We start from the raw sequence: 24,432 nt of genomic DNA, 5'->3' as shown, positions 1-24,432 counted from the left end.
TTCAATCGGCCTTATCTGCTTTGCTGCCGTTGGCAGCGTTGCGGGAAGAGTGTCGACGCACCGGCGCAACATGCGCCGCGCCATTGTTCACGGCGATCAGCAGCGCCTGGCTCCAGCGGCCAAGCAGGCTGAACAGATCGCCCGCGCCAACCTGGCGGTTGGCGGTTTTCAGCACGCGACCCAGGCAAGCGGCGTCGTCCCGGTCGTCCCGGTCATTGCCGGAGGGTGACGCCTTGAGCAGGTCGCGCAGGGATTCTTCAAACGGATCGTGCATGGGCACCTCGCGCAGTGTCAGTCAGAGACGAGATGGCCGGTCGATGGGTCACACATCGCATTGGGACGAGTGTTTCAAAATGAATGGCGCTTGCCTGCACTGGCCCTATCGCCGGCAAGCCAGCTCCCACAGGGGTACCACAAGCCTTGAAACCTGTGGTGCACCTGTGGGAGCTGGCTTGCCGGCGATAGGGCCGGTGCAGGTCAATGAGCATCTATACCCACCGCAACCGCCGGAACAGCCACCACTGCCCCACCGCCAGCCCCAGCACGACGATGCAGGCAAACAGGAAGCCATAGGGGTTTTCCGCCCCCGGGATGCCGCCGACATTGATTCCCAGCAGCCCGGTGATGAAGCTCATGGGCAGGAAGATGCAGGTGATGATGCCGAAGCGGTACATGGTGCGGTTCATGCGCTCGCTGCGCCGGCGATCCTGGCTTTCCAGCACCAGGGCGGCACGCTCGCGGGTCAGTTCCAGCTCTTCGAGGTAGCGGATCAGGCTGTTGTTCAGCTCGTTCCAGTAATCGGCGTCGGCATCGACGAACCAGCTCCATTTGCTGCGCGACAGCTGGGCGTAGATCTCCCGCTGCGGAGCCAGGAAACGCCGCAGACCGGCGGCACGCCGGCGGATCTGCTGCAGGCAACCATTCTCTGGAGTGTACCGTTCGTCGGATTCGACCTTTTCTTCTTCCAGGTCGACCAGTTCGGACAGGTCGCTGACCAGGCCCTGGACCTTTTCGGTCAGCAGTTCGCCCATCAGCAGCAACAGCTCGGAAGCCGATTTCGGGCCCCTGCCCTCTTCGAGCTGCTGGAGAATCTCGTCACTGGCGCGCAACGGCCGCAGGCGCAGCGAGATGACTCGCTGCGCCTCGGCGAAGATGCGCACCGAGACCATGTCTTCAGGCTCTGCACCCGGGTTGAGGTTGACCCCACGCAGGAACAGCAACAACTGTTCATCGGCCAGGGGCAGCAGGCGCGGCCGGGTGTTTTCTTCCAGCAGCAGCTCGCAGGCGAACGCGCTCAGGCCGCTGTCGTGCAGCAGCCAGGTGCGGGTTTGCGGATGGCTGCGGTCCCAGTGCAGCCACAGGCTCTGCTCGGGTTGCAGCTGCAGGTCGTCCAGCTCGGTACGGGCAATCGAGCGCGCGCCACCTTTGCCATCGAGCACCAGGGCGTGTACCAGCCCCCACTGCGCGTTGTCTTCCTCGAACATCAAAGCTCCATCAGCGCGGGCGGCGCATCACTCCGGCATTTTCAGCGGGCTTGGCGAGACCAGCACGCCATTGTTGTCGGCATACACGTACTCGCCCGGGCGGAAGGTCACCCCGGCGAAGGTCACTGCCACGTTGAGGTCGCCGATGCCGCGCTTGTCGGTCTTCATCGGGTGACTGGCCAGGGCCTGCACGCCGACGTCGGTCTGGATCAGCACGTCGACGTCACGCACGCAGCCGTAGATCACCAGGCCTTCCCAACCGTTCTTGGCAGCCTTCTCGGCGAGCATGTCGCCGAGCAGTGCGCGGCGCAGCGAGCCACCACCATCGACGACCAGGACCTTGCCCTTGCCATCGAGTTCGACCTGCTCCTTGACCAGCGAGTTGTCTTCGAAGCACTTGATGGTGACGATCTGGCCGCCGAACGAATCGCGGCCGCCGAAATTGCTGAACATCGGTTCCAGCACCTGCACCAGGTCCGGGTAGGCATCACACAGGTCGGGCGTAACGTAATGCTGCATGGGAAGCTCCTGTCAGTCACAACGAAAGCGGGTATCGGCCAAGGCTACACCGTAGAGCCCATTGCAGTCATCCGGGACCAAGCAGTCAGTTGTGTTTTGCCTGTACCGGCCTCTTCGCGGGTAAACCCGCTCCCACAGGGTCCTCACTGCACTCGAGCCCTGTGGAATTCCTGTGGGAGCGGGTTTACCCGCGAAGAGGCCAGCACAGGCGCAACCCATTCAACCGACGGGCACAGGCTCCGCCACCACCGTGGATTCATGCACCGGCACCAGCGGATCCCGCAGCCAACGCTCCACCAGCGGCCACACCTGCACCTGCGCGGCCTTGCTCACCAGCATGTCGACATGCCCGAAAGCCTCGAAGCCTTCCTCGAGCCCCAGCCGCAGAAACTGCTTGCGCTCACCGCCCAATTGCTCGAACAGCTTGCGGCAGGCCCACACCGGGTCCTGGAAGTCCCCCGCACCCGCCACCGCCAGCAGCGGCACATCCACCTCGGCCAGCCCCGCCCACCAGTCGCTCTGCCTGTCGCCAAAGCGCCCGAACAGGCCATGCCAGCGCATGCTCTCCAGGGCCAGGCCGATCGGCTCATCCTCCGGCCCACGCTTGAAACGCGGCCCGGAAATCTGCCCCCAGCGCTTGAGCAGCAGCTTCGCCCCCCAGGCCAGCGGCGGCACTTTCAACGGCCAGTAGACGCGGCTGATCTGGGTACCGAACAGCGCCACGCTGGCCACCTGCTCGGCAGGCAGAAAGCCACCGCCCAGCGCTGCCGCCAGGGTCGTACCACCCAGGGAATGGCCGACCCAGTGCGGCGCCTGGCCCGATTGCTCGCGCACGAACGCGGCAATCAGCGGCAGGTCATCGCGGGCATAGGCGGCAACGCTGTTGTGCTTCCAGTCATGGTTGCGTGGCGACAGGCCGTGGCCGCGCATTTCCGGGATCCACACATCGAAGCCGGCGCGGGCGAGATAGGCCCCCAGGCCAATCCCTTTGGGCGAGTACCAGAAGCGGCGGTTGGAGAAGCTGCCGTGCAGGAGAATGACCGGCACGCCCTGGGGCTGGCCCTGATCGGCCAGCCCCAGGCGGGTGACAGCCAGCTCGACGCTGGGGTCAGGGCTGTTGCCGGCCTTGATCCGGTACACGTCTTCGCTGAGGTCGCCGCGGCGTTCGGCACTGAGCAGGGCCACGGGGAATAGAGTGCTGCTGCTTTGCATAAGGTTGCTTGGTGCACAAAAAAGGGCGGGATCCATTGCTGGAGCTCGCCCTGGAAAAAACCAGGCGGGGGTACGCCAGACGTACCCCCGCGTTTTACTGCATCAGACCGCGCCCTGCCCTTCGGCCAGGTAGAACCAGGTTTCGAGTACCGAGTCCGGGTTCAGCGACACGCTGTCGATGCCCTGTTCCATCAGCCACTTGGCCAGGTCCGGGTGGTCCGACGGGCCCTGGCCGCAGATGCCGATGTACTTGCCAGCCTTGTTGCACGCGGCAATGGCGTTGGCCAGCAGCTTCTTCACCGCAGGGTTACGCTCGTCGAACAGGTGGGCGATGATGCCCGAGTCACGGTCCAGGCCCAGGGTCAGCTGGGTCAGGTCGTTGGAGCCGATCGAGAAGCCGTCGAAGTATTCCAGGAACTCTTCGGCGAGGATGGCGTTGGACGGCAGTTCGCACATCATGATCACGCGCAGGCCGTTGTCGCCGCGGGCCAGGCCGTTTTCAGCAAGCAGGTCGACGACCTGGCTGGCTTCGCCCAAGGTACGCACGAACGGCACCATGATCTCGACGTTGGTCAGGCCCATTTCGTTGCGCACGCGCTTGAGCGCACGGCACTCGAGTTCGAAGCAGTCACGGAACGCTTCGCTGATGTAACGCGAAGCGCCACGGAAGCCCAGCATCGGGTTTTCTTCTTCCGGCTCGTACAGCTTGCCGCCGATCAGGTTGGCGTACTCGTTGGACTTGAAGTCCGACAGGCGCACGATGACCTTTTTCGGGTAGAAGGCCGCAGCCAGGGTGCTGATGCCCTCGACCAGCTTCTCGACATAGAAGCCTACCGGGTCGTTGTAGCCGGCGATACGCTTGTCGACGCTGTCCTTCAGGTCGGCTGGCAGGCCGGCGTAGTTCAGCAGTGCCTTGGGGTGCACGCCGATCATGCGGTTGATGATGAACTCCAGGCGCGCCAGGCCGACACCGGCGTTGGGCAGCTGGGCGAAATCGAACGCACGGTCCGGGTTGCCGACGTTCATCATGATCTTGAACGGCAGGTCAGGCATGGCGTCGACCGAGTTCTGCTTGACGTCGAAGCCCAGCTCGCCCTCGAAGATGAAACCGGTATCGCCTTCGGCACAGGACACGGTCACACCCTGGCCGTCTTTCAGCACCTGGGTGGCGTTGCCGCAACCGACCACGGCCGGGATGCCCAGCTCACGGGCGATGATCGCCGCGTGGCAGGTACGCCCGCCACGGTTGGTGACGATGGCGCTGGCGCGCTTCATCACCGGTTCCCAGTCCGGGTCGGTCATGTCGGAGACCAGCACGTCGCCCGGCTGGACCTTGTCCATCTCGGACACATCGTTGATCACGCGGACCTTGCCGGCGCCGATGCGCTGGCCAATGGCACGGCCTTCGACCAGTACGGTGCCCTTCTCTTTGAGCAGGTAGCGTTCCATGACGTTGGCGCTGGAGCGGCTCTTCACCGTCTCGGGGCGCGCCTGGACGATGTACAGCTTGCCATCGTCACCGTCCTTGGCCCATTCGATGTCCATCGGGCGCTGGTAGTGCTTCTCGATGATCATGGCCTGCTTGGCCAGCTCGCTGACCTCGGCATCGGTCAGGCAGAAGCGCGCGCGCTCGGCGCGGTCCACTTCGACGGTCTTGACCGAACGGCCGGCCTTGGCTTCTTCGCCGTAGACCATCTTGATCGCCTTGCTGCCCAGGTTGCGGCGCAGGATGGCCGGGCGGCCTGCCTGCAGGGTGTTCTTGTGCACGTAGAATTCGTCAGGGTTGACCGCACCCTGCACCACGGTTTCGCCCAGGCCGTAGGCGCCGGTGATGAACACCACGTCGCGGAAGCCCGACTCGGTGTCGAGGGTGAACATGACGCCGGCGGTGCCGGTTTCGGAACGGACCATGCGTTGCACGCCGGCGGACAGGGCCACCAGCTTGTGGTCGAAGCCCTGGTGCACGCGGTAGGCGATGGCACGGTCGTTGAACAGCGAGGCGAACACTTCCTTGGCCGCGCGGATCACGTTGTCGACGCCGCGGATGTTGAGGAAGGTTTCCTGCTGGCCGGCGAACGAGGCGTCCGGCAGGTCTTCGGCGGTGGCCGAGGAACGCACGGCAACTGCCATGTTGTCGTTGCCGGCAGCCATTTCGGCGAAGGCCGTACGGATTTCCGAATCCAGGCGGGCCGGGAAGTCGGCTTCCATGACCCACTGGCGAATCTGCGCGCCGGTCTTGGTCAGGGCGTTGATGTCATCCACGTCGAGTGCGTCGAGCGCGGCGTGGATACGGTCGTTGAGACCACTCTGTTCGAGAAAATCGCGGTACGCCTGCGCCGTAGTGGCAAAGCCGCCCGGCACCGATACACCAGCACCTGCGAGGTTGCTGATCATCTCGCCCAGGGATGCGTTCTTGCCCCCCACATGCTCCACATCATGGACGCCGAGCTTATCGAGGGAAACTACGTACTCTACCAAGGTGATCTCTCCACTAACTGTATTGGAAAAGCTCAAGGGCGCCCGCCTGCCTTCGTTGACTTGGCCGGACGCTTGTGGCCTGTACCTGGAAAATAAGTGAGAATGCCGACAGCCGCATTCGGCAAACCGAACTTATCATATCCAAGAAACGTCATCAGCTTAAGGCCCAGATCGCAAATGAAACGAACCGCGTTCTTCATCTCCGACGGCACCGGCATCACTGCCGAAACCCTGGGCCAGAGTCTGCTCGCTCAATTCGAGAGCATTCCGTTCAATAAATTCACCCGTCCCTACATCGATTCGCCGGAAAAGGCGCGGACCATGGTCCAGCAGATCAACGCCGCGGCCGAGCGCGATGGTGTACGCCCGATCATCTTCGACACCATCGTCAATCAGGACATCCGTGAGATCCTGGCTACTTCGAATGGCTTCATGATCGACATCTTTTCTTCGTTTTTGTCCCCGCTTGAACAAGAATTGACTGCCCATTCGTCGTATTCCGTCGGCAAGTCGCACTCGATCGGCGGCAATTCCAACTACATGGAACGTATCGAGGCGGTGAATTTCGCCCTGGACAACGACGATGGCGCGCGCACCCACTACTACGACAAGGCCGACCTGATCCTGGTAGGCGTATCGCGCTGCGGCAAGACCCCCACCTGCCTGTACATGGCCATGCAATTCGGCATCCGCGCCGCCAACTACCCGCTGACCGAGGACGACATGGAGCGCCTGCAGCTGCCGGCGGTGCTGAAAAAGCACCACAACAAGCTGTTCGGCCTGACCATCGACCCCGACCGCCTCACCGCCATCCGCCACGAGCGCAAGCCCAACAGCCGCTATTCCAGCTTTGCCCAGTGCGAGTTCGAAGTGCGCGAGGTGGAAAACCTGTTCCGCCGGGAGAACATTCCCAACATCAATTCCACGCATTTTTCGGTGGAGGAGATTTCGGCGAAGATTCTGGTAGAGAAAGGGGTGGAGCGCAGGTTCAAGTAAGCCTGTACCGGCCTCTTCGCGGGCACGCCCGCTCCCACAGGGACCTCACTACACTCAAGTCTTGTGATATCCCTGTGGGAGCGGGTTCACCCGCGAAAGGGCCAGCACAGAAATAAAAAAGCCCCGGCATCACTGCCGGGGCTTTTCATTTCAGCTCATGGCTCAGGACGGCACCACCGCCGCCTGCCCGCTCATGGCCAGGTCGACCAGCTCGCGGTTGGCTACCGCGTACATCGCATAGTCGGTACCGGTGGCATTGCGCAGGTCATCCAGCATGGCGCGCCAGCGCTCCACCATCACCCGGTGCTGCTCGGCCCACAGCGCCACGCGAGCGTCCATGTCTTCCGGTGCATCGGCCATCTGCAGTACCGAGATGGTGATCGCCCGCTGCTGCAGGTCGATGTCGTCGCGGAACGCCTCGCGGGCCAGCGCCTGCCAGTTGTTCTCCACCGGCAGGTTGCTGATTTCCTGCAGGTACCAGGTCAGGTCCAGCGCGCTGCCCACGGCGAAGAACGCCTTGGCCACCTGCGCCGGGTCATGGCCGGTAACATCCGAGGCCTCGATGATCGGCAACAGGGTGTACAGGTGGGTAGTGCCAGCCACCATGCGCGCCAGCAACTCCGGCACACCAGCCTCGACGAAGCCCTGGTAGCGCACCATCCAGCGCTCGCGGGTCGGGCCCTCGAGCAACTCGTCGAGCTTGAGCCCCAGTTGCGCGATCTTCGGCCCGAAATGCGCGGTGTCGCGCCCGGCGTCCTGCTCGTTGCGGCGGCTGCGCAGGAACCAGCGGGTGGCACGGCGGCCCAGGCGCATCAGCTCGTCCATCAGGGTCAGCTGAATCTCCGCCGGCACCTGGTAGTCCAGTGCCTCGATCTGGCGGAACCAGTGCGGCAGATGGAAGATGTCGCGCACGATCACATACGCCCCGGCCACGTTGGCCGGGCTCATGCCGGTCGACTCCTTCAGGCGCTGGACGAAGGTGATGCCCATGTTGTTGACCAGGTCGTTGGCGATCTGGGTGCTGACGATTTCGCGCTTCAGGCGGTGGCGGCGCATGGATTCGGCAAATTTGCTGACCAGCGACGGCGGGAAGGCGGTTTCCATGTCGCGGGTCAGGTAGTCGTCGTCCGGCACCAGCGACTTGAGCAGCTGTTCCTTGAGGTCGATCTTGCTGTACGAGATCAGCACCGAAAGCTCGGCGCGGGTCAGGCCCTGGCCGGCGGCCAGGCGCTCGGCCAACTGCTCTTCGGACGGCAGGAACTCGATGGCGCGATCCAGCTTGCCTCGGGCCTCCAGGTCGGCCATCAGGCGTTTGTACTCGGCAATCCGCTCGCGGGCGCGGCGGGCCGCCAGCGACAACGCCTGGGTCTGCTTGTAGTTGTTGCCCAGCACCAGGCCGGCCACTTCGTCGGTCATGCTGCCCAGCAGCTGGTTGCGCTGCTTCTCGGTCATATCGCCACCCTGCACCACTTCGTTGAGCAGGATCTTGATGTTGACCTCGTGGTCGGAGCAGTCCACGCCGCCGGCGTTGTCGATGAAGTCGGTGTTGGTGGCGCCGCCATGCAGGCCGAACTCGACCCGGCCAAGCTGGGTCATGCCCAGGTTGCCGCCCTCGCCCACCACCTTGCAGCGCAATTCGTTGCCATTGACCCGCAGCGCGTCGTTGGCCTTGTCGCCGACGTCGGCGTGGCTCTCGGTGCTGGCCTTGACGTAGGTACCGATGCCACCGTTCCACAGCAGGTCTACCGGTGCCTTGAGCAGCGCATTGAGCAGCTCGGTCGGGGTCAGGCGGTCGGCTTCGATGGCGAAGCGCTCTTTCATCTGCGGGCTGATGGCGATGCTCTTGGCACTGCGCGGGAAGATCCCGCCACCTTCGGACATGATGCTGGTGTCGTAGTCGCTCCAGGCCGAGCGCGGCAGGTCGAACAGGCGCTTGCGTTCGGCAAAGCTTGCGGCTGGCTCCGGGTTCGGGTCGATGAAGATGTGCAGGTGGTTGAACGCCGCCACCAGTTGCAGCTTGTCGGACATCAGCAGGCCGTTGCCGAACACGTCGCCGGCCATGTCGCCGACGCCAATGACGGTGATCGGGTCTTCCTGCACATTGATGCCGCGCTCGCGGAAGTGGCGCTGCACGCCCACCCAGGCGCCGCGCGCGGTAATACCCATCTTCTTGTGGTCGTAACCGGCCGAGCCGCCCGAGGCGAAGGCGTCGCCCAGCCAGAAGCCGTAGTCGATGGCGATGCCGTTGGCGATGTCCGAGAAGGTCGCGGTGCCCTTGTCGGCCGCCACCACCAGGTACGGGTCGTCATCGTCATGGCGCACCACGTTGGCCGGCGGTACCACGCCACCGTCCTTGAGGTTGTCGGTGATGTCGAGCAGGCCGGAAATGAAGATGCGGTAGCACGCCACGCCTTCGGCGGCGATCTCGTCACGGCTGCCGCCCAGCGGCAGGCGGCGCGGCAGGAAGCCGCCCTTGGCACCGACCGGCACGATGACCGAGTTCTTCACCTGCTGGGCTTTCACCAGGCCCAGCACCTCGGTGCGGAAGTCTTCCTCACGGTCGGACCAGCGCAGGCCGCCGCGGGCGACGTTGCCAAAGCGCAGGTGCACGCCTTCGACCCGTGGCGAGTAGACGAAGATCTCGAACTTGGGCACTGGTTTAGGCAGTTCGGGGATCAGCTTGGGGTTGAACTTGAAGCTGAAGTACGACTTGTTGTGGCCGTTGGCGTCCGGCTGGTAGAAGTTGGTGCGCAGGGTGGCCTTGATCAGGTCCAGGTAGCGACGCAGGATGCGGTCTTCGTTGAGCACCTGCACGTCGTCCAGCGCGGTCAGGATGGCTTGTTCCAGGCGCAGTTGCTTGTCATCCAGATCTTCCTGGGTGAGCTTGCGCGCTAGGTAGAAGCGGGTCTTGAACAACCGGGTCAGCTCGCGGGCGATGTCGGTGTGGTTGTTCAGGGTGCTGGCGATGTAGCCCAGGTCGAAGCCCAGGCGAATCTGCTTCAGGTAACGGGCGTAGGCGCGCAGCAGCGCCACGTCGCGCCATGGCAGGCCGGCGGTCAGCACCAGGCGGTTGAAGGCGTCGTTCTCGGCATCGCCGCGGACGATGTGGATGAAGGCATCCTGCAGGGTGTCGTTGAGCTGCTGGATGTCCAGGCTCAGGCCTTCGCTGTAGGTGAAGGCGAAGTCGTGGATCCAGTAGCCGCGGCCACTGGCATGGCGCAGGCGATACGGGAACTCGCCGAGCACGCGCAGGCCAAGGTTCTCCAGGATCGGCAGCACGTCGGACAGCGCCAGCGGCGTGTCGGCGTGGTACAGCTTGCAGTGCAGGGTGCGCTCGCCGACCTGGGTCAGCGGCTGGTAGAAGCTCATCGCCAGCGGCTTGCTTTCCGACAGGTTCAGCACGTGCTGCAGGTCGACCACCGCCGAGTGCGCGGCGAAGCGCTCGCGGTAGCCGGCCGGGAAACCTTTGGGGAAGTCGGCGAGGATGTTGGTGCCCTGGGCTTCGCCGAAGTTCTCGATCACCAGCGCCGAGTAGTCGTCATGCCACGAGCGGCAGGCCTGGATCACTTCGCGTTCCAGCTGCTGCGGGTCGATGTCGATGCGGTTTTTCGGGTCTACCCGCAGAATCAGCTGCACACGGGCCAGCACCGATTCGGAGAAGAAGGTCCAGAACTCGCAGTCGCTGGCCTTCAGGCGCTCCATCAGCACCTGCTGGATCTTCTGCCGCACTTCGGTGGAGTAGATTTCCCGCGGTACATAGGCCAGGCAGTAGCAGAAGCGGCCGTACGGGTCCTTGCGCAGGAACACGCGGATCTTGTTGCGTTCCTGGATCTGCACGATCGACATGACGGTGCTGAACAGCTCGTCGACCGGGGTCTGGAACAGGTCGTCGCGCGGCAGCACTTCCAGCACCTGGGCCAGTTCCTTGCCCAGGTGGGCCTTGGGATCGAAGCCCGAGCGGCGCTCGACTTCGGTGACCTTCTGGCGGATATAAGGGATGGCATGCACGCTTTCACCGTACACCGACGAGGTGTACAGGCCCATGAAGCGGTGTTCCTTGATCACCTTGCCATCGGCGTCCAGCTGGCGGATCGACACGTAGTCCGGGTAGGCCGGGCGGTGTACGCGGCTTGGCAGCGCGGCCTTGGCGAACGACAGCAGCAACGGTTCGTTGAGGTAGGCCACGGCATAGTCTTCGATGCGCAGCTCGTCGCTCGTCAGGCCCACGCGCAGGCGGCGCGGCAGGCCGAGGAACGACTGCTCGTCGTAGACCATCTGGCCGCCATCGGCGTCGCCCTTTACGGTGAATTCTTCATAGCCCAGGAAGGTGAAGTGGTTGTCCAGCAGCCACTCTAGGAACGCCTTGACCTCGCCCTTTTCGTGCTGCGCCGGGCCAAAGGCGGTCTGCTCCACCTCCGCCACCACTTCACGCAGCTTGGCCTTCATCGGTTCGAAGTCGGCAACCACCACCCGCACCTCGGCCAGCACCTGCTCGATCTCGCGGGCCAGGACCGTCAGCTCGGCGGCGTTGGCGCAACGGTCGATCTCCAGGTACATCAGCGACTCATGGCGTACGCCCTCGCCCTGGGTGCCCTTGGGCAGCAGTTCAAGCAGCTCGCCCTTGGCGCCGCGGCGCACGCTGAGCACGGTGGTCTGCAGGGTGTGGATGCTGTAGCCGCGGCGGTTGAGCTCGGTGCGTACCGAGTCGACCAGGAACGGCAGGTCGTGGTGCAGCACTTCGACCACGCTGTGGGTCGATTGCCAGCCATTGCGTTCGTAATCGGGGTTGTACACCCGTACTTGCGGGTATTCGGGGTCGAAACGCTCGATGATGCGCCAGGCTGACAGGGTGCAGCCGGCCAGGTCGGAAAGCCTGCGTTGGGTGAGTTCGTCCAGAGAGATGATGCCGAAGAACTGCTCGGCGAACAGCGCGACTTGTGGCAGGGACTGTTCGCTGATGTGCTGCGCCAGGGCCGCTTGCAGTTGATGCTGGAAGTCGGCTTTGCTGGCTGCGGTGAAGAACGCCATCTGTGGTACTCCGCTTGGGCTTTGTAATAATTGAAGCGTCGCTGCGTGCGCCGTGTACGGATCAACGATAGCCAACCCGTGGCAAGGCGGACGGTAAAACCAGGCGTTGAACGTGCGCAGGCACGTCCAGGGCTCGCCGAAGCTTAACGACTGATCGGTCATCAAGGCTTGCAGCGCTGCGACAATTTCGGTCAAGGGGGGGTAACTTTACGTTTATGCCTGTCGGCAAGACTGTCAGAATTCCCTTCCGTTTCCTTTGATCCGAGCCTTGTCCATGCAAATCAATACTGCCCTGCTGTTCGCCACCCCTTGCGATGACGAGGAAGACAACATGGCGACCCTGTGCTGCCACAGCGACAAGGGTCAGATGTTCCTGCTGACCCGCTACCCGGACGAAGACACCGTCGACCTGACCCTGGATGACGAGCCGTCGACGCTGGATGGCCTGAAAGTGACCCTGAGCGCCAAGCGCCTGCTGATCGAAGTGGCGGCCGGCGACCGGGATGCGCTGAAGGGGGATGAAGTGCTGGAGATCAACCTGACCAGCGAGTTGAGTGACATGGATGAAGTGAAGGAAACCCTGGAGAACATCCTGGCCGGGACCGGCACCTTCGTCTGCGAACTCTGAGCCATACAGCAATCCAAACGCTTGCGCGATCCCTGTAGGAGCGGCCCATCGCGACACAAGGCCGCTCCTACAAAGGCCGCGCCAGGCTTCAGATCAGTGCCGCCTGCATCTCTTGGGCCTGTTGCCGCAACGCCTGGCAAAACGGCTCCACCGCCGCCGACGCCGGCCGGTGGTCCGGCCTGATCAGCATCACCTGGTACGGCACCGACACCCGCAACCGCCGGATCGGCAACCCGCCCTGCGCCGCCTCCAGCCCGCTCAGCGGGTTGATGATCGCCACCCCCAGGCCCTGCCTGACCATGGCGCACACCGAGGCAGCACTGGTGGTCTCGATGACCGTGCGGCGGTTCACCCCTGCCGCGCGAAAGTGCTGGTCCAGGCGCTGCCGGTAGGTGTCCAGGCTGGCCAGGTTGATGAAGTCGACCTCGTGGAAGTCGCTCAGCTCCAGCTCGGCCCTGGCCTGCAACGGGTGCCCGTCGGGCAGCACGCACACCATGTTGGCGCTGAACAGTAATTCGCCGTAGGCGCCACGCGGTATCTGTTCTACCTCGGTCAGGCCCAGGTCGTGCTGCTGGGCAACCAGCGACTCCTCCAGCAACGGCGACTCCTGCGCCAGGATACTCACGCTCACGCCCCGGTGCTGCTGGTGAAAGCGCTGGCAAGCCTTGGGCAGCAAGGTCTGGGAAAACAGTGGCAGGCAGGTAATGGCCAGCCGGCCCTGCTCGAAATTGCGGATAGCCTGGGCAAAGCGGTCGATGCGCTCCAGCCCTACGTAGGCCCGCTCAACCTCCTCGATCAACAGCAGCGCCTGGGCCGTCGCCACCAGGCGGCCACCTTCGCGCTCGAACAGGTTCAGCCCGGTTACCTGCTCCAGCCGCGCCAGCTCACGGCTGACGGTGGGCTGCGAGGTAAACAGCAGGCGCGCCGCACCGGTGACGCTGCCAGCGGCCATGATGGCGCGGAACACTTCGATATGGCGGACGGACAGTTTCACGGGCAACACCTGGCAAGTCGGCAATGGTCATATCAGATATGAATGGCTGACAGAAAAATAGCTATTTTTCTGAATTCCTGCTTTGGCTCATCCTCGTGGCCTTCCTTATATGAGTAGCGCCGCCATGACTGCACCCTTCACTCTTCTGGCCGAGGCTGTCCGCCAGCACGGCTCGCCGCTGTGGGCCTACGACGCCGGCACCATCGCCGAGCGTGTCGAACAGCTGAAGGTGTTCGACACCGTGCGCTTCGCCCAGAAGGCCAACCCCAACCTGCATGTGCTGCGCCTGATGCGCGCCCACGGCCTGGTGCTGGACGCAGTGTCGCTGGGCGAAATGGAACGGGCCTTTGCCGCGGGCGCCAGCGTGGATGGCGACCCTGCCGGCGTGGTGCTGACCTGCGACGCGCTGGACCGGCCGACCCTGGAGCGGGTGGTGGCCTCGAAGATCGAAGTCAACGCCGGTTCCATCGACATGCTGCGCCAACTGGGTGAGCGCTCGCCCGGCCACCGCGTTTGGATCCGCATCAACCCCGGCTTCGGCCATGGCCACAGCCGCAAGACCAACACCGGCGGCGAGAACAGCAAGCACGGCATCTGGCACGAAGAGCTGGGCGAAGCGCTGGCCTGCGTGAAAACCCATGGCCTGCACCTGGTAGGGGTGCACATGCACATCGGCTCGGGGGTGGACTACCAGCATCTGGAGCAAGTGGCGCGCTCGATGATCGAGCTGATCGGCCGCCTGGGCGTGGACATCGAGGCGTTCTCCATTGGCGGCGGCCTTTCCACCCCGTACCGCAGCAGCGACACGCCGGTCGACCTGCAACGCTACGCCCGGACCTGGGCCGTGGCCCGCAAGGAAATCGAAGCGATGCTGGGCCACCCCGTGCGCATGGAGATCGAGCCTGGGCGCTTCCTGGTGGCGGAATCGGGCTACCTGGTGGCCGAGGTACGCGCCGTGAAGCAGGTGGGCCGCAACACCTTCGTCATGATCGACGCCGGTTTCAACGACCTGATGCGCCCGGCGATGTACGGGGCCTACCACCGCATGACCCTGCTCGACGCCGACGGCCAGCCGGTTGACCGCCCACGGCAGCCGACCGTGGTGGCCGGGCCGCTGTGCGAGTCGGGTGATGTGTTTACCCAGGATGACCAGGAACTGACCCCGCACGACCTGCCCCAGGCGCAGGTGGGTGACCTGCTGGTGATCCACGACGCCGGGGCCTATGGCGCGTCGATGTCGTCGAACTACAACAGCCGGCCGTTGCTGCCGGAGTTCCTGATCGAGGATGGAGCGCTACGGATGATTCGCCGCAGGCAGACGGTGCAGGACCTGCTGGGCCTGGAGGCAGGTTTCTAACTATCGACGTGGATTGCAGTCGAGCCCATCGATGGCACGGGCTTCGCCCATGTTCGCGGGTACGGCGCCGGGCTCGAGGGCAGTGCCGTACTTGTGGGAGCGGGTTTACCCGCGAAAGGGCCGGCCCGGGCAACACATCAGCTGATGCCCTGCCCCACCGTCCATTGCCCCGCCCCACACAATCCGGGTACCCTTTTTTCCTCCCGGTCTCCCCAGGCATGACTCCATGATCATTCGCCAAAGCATCGCTGCAGACCACCCGCAACTGCTCGATATCTGGCTGCGCGCCGTGCGCGCCACGCACCACTTTCTGCAAGCGTCCGACATCGACGCGCTGCTGCCGCAATTGCGCGACGTCTACCTCCTGGCCGTCGAGCTCTGGGTCGCGGTTGACACCGAAGACCGCCCGCTGGGCTTCATCGGTTTCAATGGCAACCACGTGGAAATGCTCTTCGTCGCCCCCGAGCGCCATGGCCAGGGCATAGGCCGCGCGCTGCTGGACTTCGGCCGCCAGAAGCACAACGTGATGAGCGTCGATGTCAACGAGCAGAACCCGCAGGCGGTGGGGTTCTACCGGCACTACGGTTTCATCCAGACCGGCCGCTCACCGCTGGATGGCGAAGGCCGGCCGTTCCCCTTGCTGCATATGAGCCTGCCCGCACAGGCCTGATTTCCGGGGCCGCATTGCGCACCGCCGCTGTTACAAATTCGCGAGACAGACCAAAGGCATGAACCCGACGCGCTATACCACCGTGGCAAAGGACTTGATGGAAGGCATCGCCAGCGGCCGCTACCCGGTGGGCAGCCTGCTGCCGACCGAGTTCGAGCTGTGCGACCTGTACGATGTGAGCCGACACACGGTGCGCGCGGCGATCAACCAGTTGCTCAACCAAGGGCTGGTATCGCGGCGCAAGCGCGTGGGTACCCGGGTGGAGGCCAGCAGCCCGCGCGGTGGCTACTCGCAGTCACTGGCCAGCGTGGCGGACCTGGCGCACCTGGCGGAAACCCAGCAACGGGAAATCCAGGACGTGCGCCACTTCGTCGCCGACCTGAGCGAGGCGGCGCGGCTGGGGCTGGTACCGGGCGAGCACTACTTCTGCGTGTCGAGCATCCGTGTCGACCGCGTGCACAACGCGGCGCCGCTGTGCTGGACCGATGTGTATGCGCAGCGCGACTATGCCGAGGTCATCGAGTTGGCCCGCGAGCACCCCGACCAACTGATTGCGGGGCTGATCGAGCAACACTATGGCCGGGCGATCGCGGTGGTCGACCAGCAGGTGCGGGCAGTGTTGCTGAGCGCGGAAATGGCCCGGGTGCTGAAGGCCGAGGCAGGCGCGCCGGGGCTGAAGATCATTCGCCATTACCGCGAGGAAAACGGCGATCTGATGGCGGTGTCCGAGACGGTGCACCCGGATGATCGCTTTACCCTGGTTACCCAGATGCGCCGGGATCGGTCGCCTGGCTGATCAAACCAGCGCCATGCTCGATATCCCAAAACTTGCGCGATCCCTGTAGGAGCGGCCTTGTGTCGCGATAGGGCTGCGCAGCAGCCCTATCGCGACACAAGGCCGCTCCTACAGGGATCGCGCATGTGGCCAGGTTTACCTCAAATGTCCAACACCCGCTCAGCCTCCGCCAACTGCTGTCCCCGCACCGTGGTCACCCGATGATCGCGCGCCAGCAAGGCATAGATCGTCGGCAGCACAAACAAGGTAAACAAGGTCCCCACCAGCATCCCGCACACGATCACCACCCCCAGGCCAAAGCGGCTGTTGGCCCCGGCGCCGCTGGCGAACAGCAGCGGCAGCACGCCGAAGGTCATCGCCGCCGTGGTCATCAGCACCGGCCGCAGGCGTATCTGCGCGGCGCGGACGATGGCGGCGGCACGGTCGAGGTTGTCACGCACCTGGATCTCGTTGGCGAACTCCACCATCAGGATGCCGTGCTTGCTGATCAGGCCGATCAGGGTCACCAGGCCGATCTGCGTGTAGATGTTCAGCGTGGCCCAGCCCAGCGCCAGCGGCAGCAACGCACCGCAGATCGACAGCGGCACGGTCACCAGGATGATCAGCGGGTCCACCAGGCTTTCGTACTGCGCAGCCAGCACCAGGTAGATCACCACCAGGGCGGCGAGAAACGCCCACATCAGGGCAAAGCCCTCTTGCACGTACTGACGCGACTCCGATTGCCAGTCATGGCTGAAGCCAGGTGGCAGTTCGGCGGCAAGCTGTTCGAGAAATGCCACGGCATTCCCCATCGACACACCGGGCGCCGGGATCGCCTGCAGGGTACTGGCGTTCTGCTGGTCGAACTGCAGCAAGCGGTTGGGCGCCACTTCGATGTACAGGTGCACCACCGTGGCCAGCGGTACCAGGCTGCCGTTTTCGGCGCGCACGTACTGGCGGTTCAGCGCCGCCGGCGTCAGACGCTGGTCCTGGATGCTTTGCGGGATCACGTCGTAGGAGCGCCCGAACAGGGCGAAGCGGTTGAGGTACTGTTCGCCCACCAGCACGCCCAGCGACTCGCCGATGGCCTGCATGCTGATGCCCAGGCTGGCCGCCTTGGCGCGGTCGATGCGCACCTTGACCACCGGGTTGTTGTAGTCGAGGTCGCTGTCCACCACGCTGAACAGGCCGCTGTCGCGGGCGCGCTGCTTGATCATCTCCATGGTCTGGTACAGCTCGGGGTAGTCCTGTGCGCTGCGCAACACCATCTGCACCGGCAAACCACCGCTGGAGCCCGGCAGCGAGGCCACCTGAAAGGCGAAGATGCTGCTGCCCTCGATGTCCGCCACGGCCTGCTGCAACTGCGCCTGCACCTGCGCGGCGGAACGCTCGCGGGCCTGCCAGGCGCTGAGGTTGATGCCGCCGAAACTGGCGGCCGGGCCGTCGGTGCCGTTGATGATCCAGGTGTCGGTGGTTTCGGCGAGGGACTTCATCACCTGGTCCAGCTTCAGGGCAAAGCGCTCCACATAATCCAGGCTGGCATGCTGCGGCGACTTGATGGCCGTCAGCACCGCCGCCTGGTCCTCGGGCGGGGACAGTTCGCGCTGCGGCAGCAGGTACAGCCAAGGCAGGCTCAGGCACACCAGAAGCGCCACACCACCACTGATCCAGCGATGCGACAGGGTGTAGGCAAGTACTCGCCCATAGGCCCCGGTCAGCATGCCGAACAGGCGGTCGGCCATGTTGGCCATGGCGCCATGCTGCTGGCCGGGTTGCAACAACAGCGAGCTCATCACCGGCGACAGGGTGAGCGCAACGATGCCGGAAACGATCACCGCCCCCGCCAGGGTCAGGGCAAACTCACGGAACAGCGTGCCGGTCAACCCGCCCATCAAGCCGATCGGCGCGTATACGGCGGCAAGGGTCAGGGTCATGGCGATCACCGGCCCGGCGATCTCCCGCGCCCCGGCCAGTGCCGCGGCAACCGGCGACTTGCCCTCTTCGATATGGCGGTGCACGTTCTCCACCACCACGATGGCATCGTCTACCACCAGGCCGATTGCCAGCACCATCGCCAGCAAAGTCAGCAGGTTCAGGCTGAAGCCGAACAGCAGCATCAGGCCCGCCGCACCGAGCATCGACAGCGGGATGGCCACCACCGCGATCACCACGCTGCGCAGCGAACCCAGGCACAGCCAGATGACCAGCACCACGATCAACATGGCCTCCACCAGGGTGCGCAGCACCTCGTCGATCGAGGCATCGATGAAGCGTGCGGTCTCGTAGGCCAGCGCCACCTCCACCCCGGGTGGCAGGGTCTGGCGGATCTGCGGCAGCAGCTGGCGAATACCCTCGACGATCACCAGCGGGTTGCCGGTCGGGGTGGGGAACAGCCCCAGGTGCACGGCGGGCTTGCCGTCCATGGTGGCGCTGGTCTGGGTGGCCGCCGCGCTCAGCTCGACGGTGCCGACATCGCGCAGGCGCACCAGGTCGGTGCCATCGTTGCGGATGATCAGCTCGCGGAAGTCCTCGACCCGGGTCAGGTCGGTGTCCACCTGGATATCGGCCAGCACGTACTGCCCACGCACCTGCCCCGGCGTCGCCTGGTAGTTGTTGGCACGCACCGCCTGCGCCACGTCGGCGGCCGTCACCCCGCGCCCGGCCATCTGCTCGCTGTCCAGCCACAGGCGCATGGCCAGGCGCTGCCCGCCGAACGACTGCACCTTGGCCACACCGTCGATGCCGGAGAACTGCGGTTCCACCACCCGCGACAGGTAATCGCTCAGTTCAGGTATCGACAAGGTTTCGCTGGCAAAGCCCACGTAGGCCACCGCCGTGGAGTCACCTGCCGACAGCTCCACCACCGGGTCGTAGGCCTTTTCCGGCAGGCGATAGCGCACCTGGTTGACCTTGGCCATGGTCTCGGCAAGCGCCTGGGTCGAATCGCGGTTGAGCACCATGCGCAAGGTGATCAAGCTGCGCCCCTGCTGCGACGACGAGGACAGGTAGTCGATGCCCTCGACCGACGACACCGCCTGGGTGATCGGCTGGGTCACGAAGCCTTGCATCAGCTCGGCAGAGGCGCCGGGGTACTCGGTGCTGATGGTGATGGTAGAGGTTTCCAGCAGCGGGTACTGGCGGATCGGCAGCTTGCCCATGGCAAACAGCCCCAGCAGGATGATCAGGCTGCTGACCACCAGCGCCAGCACCGGGCGGCGGACAAAGAGGTCAGTGAACTTCACGATTGCCGCCCTCCCTGGCTGGCCTGCAGGCTGTCTTGCGCCACAGGCTCGACCGACATGCCGTCGCTCAGTTTCAACTGGCCGGAAACCACCACCTGGTCACCGGGCGCCAGGCCTGAGGTGATCTCCACCCGCCCCTGCCAGCGCTCACCGGTAGTCACCCGCACCCGGCTGACCCGGGTGCCCTGTTCCGGGTCCCGGGTAGCGACGAACACCGTCTGCCCGTAGGCGGTGTAGGTAATAGCGGTTTCCGGCACGGCCAGCACGCTTGACGGCTGCGCGGCATCCAGGCGCACGCCGGCGTACATACCCGGCTGCAACTGCCCGCCCGGGTTCGGCAAGGCCGCCTGCACCTGCACCAGGCGCGCCTTGCTCACCACCGGGTCCACCGCGACCACCCGGGCCTGGAAGTCCTCCCCGCGCACCGCATCCACCGTCAGCGCCAGCATTTGCCCCACGTGCACTTCGGGGGCGGCTTGTTCGCCCAGGGAAAAATTGACGTGCAGCTGGCTGATGTCGGCCAGGCTGGCGATTGTCTCACCGGCGCTCAGGTACTGGCCCTGATGCACCCGGCGAATGCCGAGCTTGCCGGCAAACGGCGCGCGTATTGCCTTCTGCGCGATCAGCGCCTCGACATGCTGCAGCTCACCGCTGGCCACGTCCACGGCGGTGGCCGCATTGTCGAGCAGCTCCTGTGACACGGCGTTCACCGCGCGCAGCTTGCGGCTGCGCTGCAGCACCACTTCGGCATTGCGCAGCCTGGCGCGCAACTGCACGCGCTGGGCCTGCTCCGGGGCATCGTTCAGCTGTACCAGCAATTGCCCTGCACTCACCCATTGCCCCGACTCGAAGGCGATGCGGGTGATGCGCCCCGCCGTCTCGGCCGCCACCTGTACCTGGTTGACCGCCTCCAGCTCCCCCGAGGCAAAGTTCTGCCGTGCCAACTGCACTTGCTCGGCCGTGGCCAGCGCCACCTTGGTCGCCGGCCATGCCGCCGCAGCCGGCGGCGCCGAGCCACTGCCGACCAATGCACAGGCAGCGGCCAGCACACCTGCAACAGCGCCAGCCCAGGCCAGTAACGTCCTTTTGTTCATGCAGTGCTCCGATCATCAGGGAAAGCGGTTGCGGGGAAGATCGGGCAGGACTATAAGAGCTCGAGTTAACTTGAGGTCAACAGGCATGGCAGCGGACAACACACGGATGCTAACGGTAGGGGAAGTGGCCAAACGCAGCGGCGTGGCGGTTTCTGCGCTGCACTTCTACGAGACCAAGGGGCTGATCGCCAGCGTCCGTACGGCGGGTAACCAGCGCCGCTATCCTTCACTGGTGCTGCGCACGCTGGCCATCATCAAGGTGGCGCAGCGCACGGGTATTCCGCTTGAGGAGATCAAGCAGGCCTTCAGCCGCTATGCGCCCAACAGCAAGCTCACGGCAGCGCAATGGGGCGAGATGTCGACCGCCTGGCGCGAAGACCTGAACGCCCGCATTCGTACTCTGGAAGCGTTGCGCGACAGCCTGGACAACTGCATTGGCTGCGGCTGCCTGTCGCTGGAAGATTGCCCGCTGCGCAACCCCGAGGATGTGCTGGGCAAGGAAGGTACCGGGGCGCGGATTCTGGAGAAGAAGACCCGATAAGGCATGCGCGGTCTGTTGTGGGAGCGGGTTTACCCGCGAAGAATCCAACGCGGTGCATGGCACCGGCTGCGCCGGTGTTCGCGGCTAAAGCCGCTCCCACAGGGTCCCTGCTAACTCAATGAGCCTTGTGCAGTTCCATGAGTTCGCGCCCCCATGGTTCAGTCGCCTTTGCCCAGCACATACCGGTCAAAATGCTCGATGTGCTCGTCCAGGTTGTCCTCGAGCATCATCCGGTACTGCTCGCAGAAATACTTCAACAACTCTTCCCGCGCGGCAGCCAGTTCGGCACTGGTCTTGAAACTGCGGGCACTCATCCAGGCATTGAAGCGCGAGGCGCCGAAGGTCAGCGAGGCACTGACCTTGCCCAGGTCTTCGATTTTCTCGATCTGCTGGTTCGCCAGTTCGATATGCGCATCCGCGCGGTCGTAAAAAGCCTGATCGGTAGCTTGTGTCATTGCGGTTTACCTTGTTGCAGCATTCAAGTTGAGTACCCGCGAAAAATTGTACCCCGTACGCGTGAACCTGTATTGAGCCGCACAGTCTTAGCCGAGCCCTCAAATCGGCCTTGCCGCCGTCATTCACCAGAGCCACTCACCCCATGCGCCAAGCAGTCCGTCGCTCCCCCTTTGTCTCGCTCTGCCTCATCCCTTTTTTCCACCTGTTCGCCAACCCCGCCCATGCCAGCGGGGAAAGGCAACTGGTGGCAGCCATCAACGACTATCGCACCCAGCCACAACGCTGCGAGCGGCGCATGATCCGAGGCTCGACGCCGCTGGTGCTGAAACCGAAACTGGCGTTGCCGGTCGGCTACGGCGGGGGTTTGCGGGAAGGATTGAAGGCTGCGGGTTATCAGGCGGTGAAGGTGCGGGCCATCCGCCTGGTCGGCGCGCGAGATGCCGAGGAGGCCTTTGACATGCTCCGCAGCGACTACTGCGCAGCCCTGCTCGATAGCCAATATGCCGATATCGGTGTGAGTCGCTCACGCAATGAATGGCGGGTACTGCTGGCTCGGCCCCTGCTCGATGCCCAGCTTGGCGATAGGCGATCGGCAAGCAACGCGTTGCTGGCACAGGTAAACGCTGCACGGGCGAAGCCGCGCCTGTGTGGTCGCCAGCGCTTTGCCGCTGCACGCCCGTTGACCTGGAACACCGCCCTGGGAACGGCGGCGCAGCGCCACAGCCGGGCGATGGCCAACGACAATTTCTTCGCGCACCGCGACCTCGACGGTGATCTACCCGCGGATCGGGCATGGGATGCCGGCTACCGTGGGCGACAGATCGGCGAGAACATTGCCGCAGGCCAGGGGTCACCGAGCAAGGCGATGGCCGGCTGGCTGGCCAGCCCCGGGCATTGCGCCAACCTGATGAACCCGATGTTTACCCAGGTGGGTGCGGCCTTTGCCGAGAACTCGCGTAGCGATAACGGCGTTTACTGGACGATGCTGTTCGGCGCACCTTGAAGGGCACGTGCCAGCCCTGTGATCAGGGCTGGCCTGCCGATCGTTGCCTGCACCACCTCTGACAACCCCGCCATACCTCCCCCCTCGCAGTCTCAGATGGACTGGCGCTGGCGATGACACATCGCTTGCATATGACACCTTGTGTCATTAATATCGCACTTGTGTCCTGACGGCGTCCTCGCCGATCAGCAATCCATCGCCCTTCCCGATGCAGGTACCGCCCATGACGACCACCATGCAGACCCCCAAGGACCAACTCGTCAAACTCGCCCAGCAGCAGATGCTGACGGCGCTGGCCGACAACACCTATACCTCTCGACAAAAACTCGCCCTCACCTGCCGCATCCTGTTCGACGGCGGCCACGATTCCGGCCTGGCCGGGCAGATCACCGCCCGCGCCGAGCAGCCTGGCACCTACTACACGCAACAACTCGGCCTGGGCTTCGACGAGATCGCCGCTTCCAACCTGCTGGTGGTCGACGAAGATCTCACCGTGCTGCAAGGCCGCGGCATGGCCAACCCGGCCAACCGCTTCCATAGCTGGCTGTACCGCGCACGCCCCGACGTCAACTGCATCATCCACACTCACCCGCTGCACAGCGCCGCCCTGTCGATGCTGGAAGTGCCACTGGCCATCTCGCACATGGACCTGTGCCCGCTGTTCGACGACTGCGCGTTCCTCAAGGAATGGCCCGGCGTACCGGTGGGCAACGAAGAAGGTGAAATCATTTCCAGGGCGATCGGCGACAAGCGCGCGATCCTGCTTTCCCACCATGGCCTGCTGATCGCCGGCCGCTCGATCGAGGAAGCCTGCGTGCTCGCCCTGCTGTTCGAGCGCGCAGCCAAGATGCAGCTGCTGGCCATGGGTGCCGGTGACATCCGCCCCATCCCGGATGCCCTGGGCAAGGAAGCCCACGACTGGATCTCCACCCCCAAACGTCATGGCGCCGCCTTCAGCTACTACGCGCGCCGTGCCTTGCGTGCCCATGGCGACTGCCTGGGCTGACTGAAGCTGTACTCTTTCCCCAACAACGGCAGAGGTGCCTGGTTATGTCTACACCTGTAATTCGCGGCGTTATCGGCTACACCATCACTCCCTTCACGGCAGACGGCGCGCTCGACCTGGATGCCCTGGGCCTGTCCATCGACCGCCTGATAGAAGACGGCGTGCACGCCATCGCACCACTGGGCAGCACCGGCGAAGGCGCCTACCTGTCCGACAGCGAATGGGAAACGGTGGTGCGTTTCAGCCTGGCACGCATTGCCGGCCGCGTACCCAGCGTGGTCAGCGTCTCCGACCTGACCACCGCACGCACCGTGCAGCGCGCCCGCCTGGCACAGGCCTGCGGCGCCACGGCGGTGATGGTGCTGCCCATCTCCTACTGGAAGCTCACCGAAGCCGAAGTGGCCGCCCACTACAAGGCGGTGGGTGCGGCCATCGACATTCCGATCATGCTCTACAACAACCCGGGCACCAGCGGCACCGACCTGTCGGTGGAGCTGATCCTGCGCATCCTCGGCGAAGTGCCCAATGTGACGATGGTCAAGGAAAGCACCGGCGACATCCAGCGCATGCACCGCCTGTTCAAGGCCACCGATGGCCAGGTGGCCTTCTACAACGGTTGCAACCCGCTCACCCTGGAAGCCCTCGTGGCCGGTGCCACCGGCTGGTGCACTGCCGCGCCCAACCTGATCCCAGCGCTGAACCTGGCGCTGTGGGACGCGGTGCAGCAAGGCGACCTGGCTGAAGCTCGCGCGTTGTTCTACCGCCAGTACGAACTGCTGGAATACATCACCCGCCGTGGCCTGCCCACCACCATCAAGGCCGGCTTGAAGATGCTCGGCCAGGATGTCGGCACTCCACGCCTGCCCCTGCAGCCGCTGGATGCGCAAGGCAGCGCGTACCTGAAGAGCCTGCTGGACGCCCTGAGCGCGGCTGACTGACCCATCGCAGC

General features: G+C 64.4%; 19 protein-coding genes. 9 read left to right on the top strand and 10 right to left on the bottom strand.

The features are described 5' to 3' along the window. Window position 1: 1 nt before the first annotated feature. From ABNP31_RS07860 to ppsA, 5 genes are all read right to left on the bottom strand, one after another. Window positions 2–274, bottom strand: a complete 273-nt coding sequence (locus ABNP31_RS07860) for a hypothetical protein (protein ID WP_004376140.1) — start codon at window positions 272–274, stop codon at window positions 2–4. A gap of 214 nt (window positions 275–488) precedes the next feature. After that, window positions 489–1,484, bottom strand: a complete 996-nt coding sequence (locus tag ABNP31_RS07855; RefSeq protein WP_075044192.1) for a zinc transporter ZntB — start codon at window positions 1,482–1,484, stop codon at window positions 489–491. Window positions 1,485–1,511: 27 nt separating this feature from the next. Beyond that, window positions 1,512–2,003, bottom strand: a complete 492-nt coding sequence (rraA, locus tag ABNP31_RS07850) for a ribonuclease E activity regulator RraA (protein ID WP_021785500.1) — start codon at window positions 2,001–2,003, stop codon at window positions 1,512–1,514. A gap of 219 nt (window positions 2,004–2,222) precedes the next feature. Then, window positions 2,223–3,215 (bottom strand): alpha/beta hydrolase, encoded by a 993-nt coding sequence (locus tag ABNP31_RS07845; protein ID WP_350013167.1) that lies wholly within the window; start codon window positions 3,213–3,215, stop codon window positions 2,223–2,225. A 102-nt stretch (window positions 3,216–3,317) separates the two neighbouring features. After that, the gene (gene ppsA, locus ABNP31_RS07840) at window positions 3,318–5,693 is read right to left on the bottom strand and encodes a phosphoenolpyruvate synthase (RefSeq protein ID WP_350013166.1); all 2,376 of its coding nucleotides are present in this window, start codon (window positions 5,691–5,693) and stop codon (window positions 3,318–3,320) included. Between the two features lie 177 nt (window positions 5,694–5,870). Here ppsA and ppsR point away from each other — a divergent pair, with 177 nt between their 5' ends. Further along, the gene (ppsR, locus tag ABNP31_RS07835) at window positions 5,871–6,689 is read left to right on the top strand and encodes a posphoenolpyruvate synthetase regulatory kinase/phosphorylase PpsR (RefSeq protein WP_024086557.1); all 819 of its coding nucleotides are present in this window, start codon (window positions 5,871–5,873) and stop codon (window positions 6,687–6,689) included. Window positions 6,690–6,851: 162 nt separating this feature from the next. On the opposite strand, the gene ABNP31_RS07830 is transcribed toward ppsR, so the two are convergent. Beyond that, window positions 6,852–11,717, bottom strand: coding sequence for an NAD-glutamate dehydrogenase (locus tag ABNP31_RS07830; RefSeq protein ID WP_085589292.1), 4,866 nt, complete (start codon window positions 11,715–11,717; stop codon window positions 6,852–6,854). A 274-nt stretch (window positions 11,718–11,991) separates the two neighbouring features. Between ABNP31_RS07830 and ABNP31_RS07825 the strand changes: the two genes are divergently transcribed. Continuing rightward, the gene (locus ABNP31_RS07825) at window positions 11,992–12,345 is read left to right on the top strand and encodes a hypothetical protein (RefSeq protein WP_013971664.1); all 354 of its coding nucleotides are present in this window, start codon (window positions 11,992–11,994) and stop codon (window positions 12,343–12,345) included. Between the two features lie 88 nt (window positions 12,346–12,433). Here ABNP31_RS07825 and ABNP31_RS07820 read toward each other — a convergent pair whose 3' ends face one another. Further along, window positions 12,434–13,339 carry a LysR family transcriptional regulator gene (locus tag ABNP31_RS07820; RefSeq protein WP_025338281.1) on the bottom strand — a complete coding sequence of 302 codons (906 nt, stop codon included), beginning with the start codon at window positions 13,337–13,339 and terminating at the stop codon, window positions 12,434–12,436. Between the two features lie 124 nt (window positions 13,340–13,463). On the opposite strand from ABNP31_RS07820, the gene lysA reads away from it, so the two are divergent. The 3 genes from lysA (at window position 13,464) to ABNP31_RS07805 (ending at window position 16,162) form a co-directional block, all read left to right on the top strand. Continuing rightward, on the top strand, window positions 13,464–14,696 hold the full coding sequence (lysA, locus tag ABNP31_RS07815) for a diaminopimelate decarboxylase (RefSeq protein ID WP_274120139.1): 1,233 nt from the start codon (window positions 13,464–13,466) through the stop codon (window positions 14,694–14,696). Between the two features lie 226 nt (window positions 14,697–14,922). Beyond that, window positions 14,923–15,366 carry an acetyltransferase gene (locus ABNP31_RS07810; RefSeq protein ID WP_039614895.1) on the top strand — a complete coding sequence of 148 codons (444 nt, stop codon included), beginning with the start codon at window positions 14,923–14,925 and terminating at the stop codon, window positions 15,364–15,366. Window positions 15,367–15,424: 58 nt separating this feature from the next. After that, a complete protein-coding gene (locus ABNP31_RS07805; protein WP_137163320.1) occupies window positions 15,425–16,162 on the top strand; it encodes a GntR family transcriptional regulator in 738 nt (245 codons plus the stop codon). A 140-nt stretch (window positions 16,163–16,302) separates the two neighbouring features. Here ABNP31_RS07805 and ABNP31_RS07800 read toward each other — a convergent pair whose 3' ends face one another. Both ABNP31_RS07800 and ABNP31_RS07795 read right to left on the bottom strand, forming a co-directional pair. Further along, window positions 16,303–19,383: a MexW/MexI family multidrug efflux RND transporter permease subunit gene (locus ABNP31_RS07800; protein WP_350013165.1), complete on the bottom strand. Its 3,081-nt coding sequence runs from the start codon at window positions 19,381–19,383 to the stop codon at window positions 16,303–16,305. Beyond that, window positions 19,380–20,477, bottom strand: coding sequence for an efflux RND transporter periplasmic adaptor subunit (locus ABNP31_RS07795; RefSeq protein ID WP_085664962.1), 1,098 nt, complete (start codon window positions 20,475–20,477; stop codon window positions 19,380–19,382). The genes ABNP31_RS07800 and ABNP31_RS07795 overlap by 4 nt, the downstream gene beginning before the upstream one ends. A gap of 85 nt (window positions 20,478–20,562) precedes the next feature. Between ABNP31_RS07795 and soxR the strand changes: the two genes are divergently transcribed. Continuing rightward, window positions 20,563–21,018 (top strand): redox-sensitive transcriptional activator SoxR, encoded by a 456-nt coding sequence (soxR, locus tag ABNP31_RS07790; protein ID WP_085589276.1) that lies wholly within the window; start codon window positions 20,563–20,565, stop codon window positions 21,016–21,018. Between the two features lie 158 nt (window positions 21,019–21,176). On the opposite strand, the gene ABNP31_RS07785 is transcribed toward soxR, so the two are convergent. Beyond that, window positions 21,177–21,473, bottom strand: coding sequence for a DUF3144 domain-containing protein (locus ABNP31_RS07785; RefSeq protein WP_015269483.1), 297 nt, complete (start codon window positions 21,471–21,473; stop codon window positions 21,177–21,179). A gap of 143 nt (window positions 21,474–21,616) precedes the next feature. Here ABNP31_RS07785 and ABNP31_RS07780 point away from each other — a divergent pair, with 143 nt between their 5' ends. From ABNP31_RS07780 to ABNP31_RS07770, 3 genes are all read left to right on the top strand, one after another. Next, a complete protein-coding gene (locus ABNP31_RS07780; RefSeq protein WP_085664961.1) occupies window positions 21,617–22,477 on the top strand; it encodes a CAP domain-containing protein in 861 nt (286 codons plus the stop codon). A gap of 223 nt (window positions 22,478–22,700) precedes the next feature. Continuing rightward, window positions 22,701–23,483, top strand: a complete 783-nt coding sequence (locus ABNP31_RS07775) for an aldolase (RefSeq protein WP_085617164.1) — start codon at window positions 22,701–22,703, stop codon at window positions 23,481–23,483. Window positions 23,484–23,527: 44 nt separating this feature from the next. Further along, window positions 23,528–24,421, top strand: a complete 894-nt coding sequence (locus ABNP31_RS07770) for a dihydrodipicolinate synthase family protein (RefSeq protein ID WP_350013164.1) — start codon at window positions 23,528–23,530, stop codon at window positions 24,419–24,421. Window positions 24,422–24,432: the final 11 nt, after the last annotated feature.

Origin of the sequence: Pseudomonas asiatica, assembly GCF_040214835.1 — a bacterium.
GTDB lineage: Bacteria > Pseudomonadota > Gammaproteobacteria > Pseudomonadales > Pseudomonadaceae > Aquipseudomonas > Aquipseudomonas putida_Z.
This window is presented reverse-complemented; position numbering and strand designations above follow the sequence as displayed.